This is a genomic window from Bartonella sp. AA126HLJHH (assembly GCF_042197425.1).
Lineage (GTDB): Bacteria > Pseudomonadota > Alphaproteobacteria > Rhizobiales > Rhizobiaceae > Bartonella.
Genome location: NZ_JBHIRU010000096.1, coordinates 1 through 952, shown reverse-complemented (window position 1 = coordinate 952; position 952 = coordinate 1). Strand labels below are relative to the sequence as shown.

Sequence of the window (952 nt, the reverse complement as noted above, 5' to 3'; positions counted from 1 at the left end):
CATTTAAAAATTTAAATCTCTATAAAGGAATTGTGCTCATGCAAAAGAAGTTTGCACTCACAAATGAAACGCGTGTATTTGGTAATCATACCCTTTATCGCATTAAAGCATTAAAAGACTTTTCTGATGTTAGAGCTGGTGCCTTGGGTGGCTTTATTGAAAAGGAAGATAACCTCTCTCATGAGGGAAATTGCTGGGTGTATGATGAGGCTCTTGTGTTTAAAAATGGTCACGTTTATGAAAATGCAAGAGTTTTTGGCAATGCTGTCACTTGTGGTCATATCTATGGTCATGCGCGGGTTTATGACAATGCTATCATTGCTGGCTATGTTTATGATAATGCCCATGTTTATGGCAATGCTGTTATTTCTGATAATTCCCATGTTTATGGTAATGCACATGTGTATGGCAAGGCTATTATTTATGATAATGCCTATGTTTATGACAATGCTAGGGTTTATGAAAATGCTCGTATAGCAAATAACGTACATGTTTATGAAAATGCCAATATTCATGGCATTGCTGTTATTCGTGAAAATGTCGGCGGGTCTACTAAAATAAAAACCTATACTGAACGTCTCTCTCCTTATGGTGAATTAGAGATTGTCTGGGTCTAATTAATAAAGCAGCGGCGGGCGCGGCGGGGGCGCCTGCTTTCTAAGCAAATTTTCCATTTCAAATTTTAGAAAACGTTTATCACATTAGATTGTGAGGGTACTCCTATGTGCAAAAAATATGAATTAACCAGTGAAATTAAAAAAATCAAACATGCACTTACTCGAAATATTATAAATCTTTATCGCATTAAAGCTTTAAAAGATTTTGATGATATAAAGGCGGGGTCTTTAGGCGGCTTTATTGAAAAGGAAGCTAATCTATCCCATGATGGCAATTGCTGGGTGTATGATGAGGCTTGTGTCTACGGTCATGCAAGAGTGTATGATGATGCAAA

General features: G+C 36.9%; 1 protein-coding gene and 1 pseudogene. Both read left to right on the top strand.

The window, feature by feature from the left end:
- Positions 1-38 precede the first annotated feature (38 nt).
- Positions 39-617 carry a hypothetical protein gene (locus tag ACFIQC_RS09915; protein ID WP_375707139.1) on the top strand — a complete coding sequence of 193 codons (579 nt, stop codon included), beginning with the start codon at positions 39-41 and terminating at the stop codon, positions 615-617.
- Between the two features lie 105 nt (positions 618-722).
- Positions 723-952 (top strand): annotated as a pseudogene (locus ACFIQC_RS09910) (hypothetical protein); the annotation flags it as partial.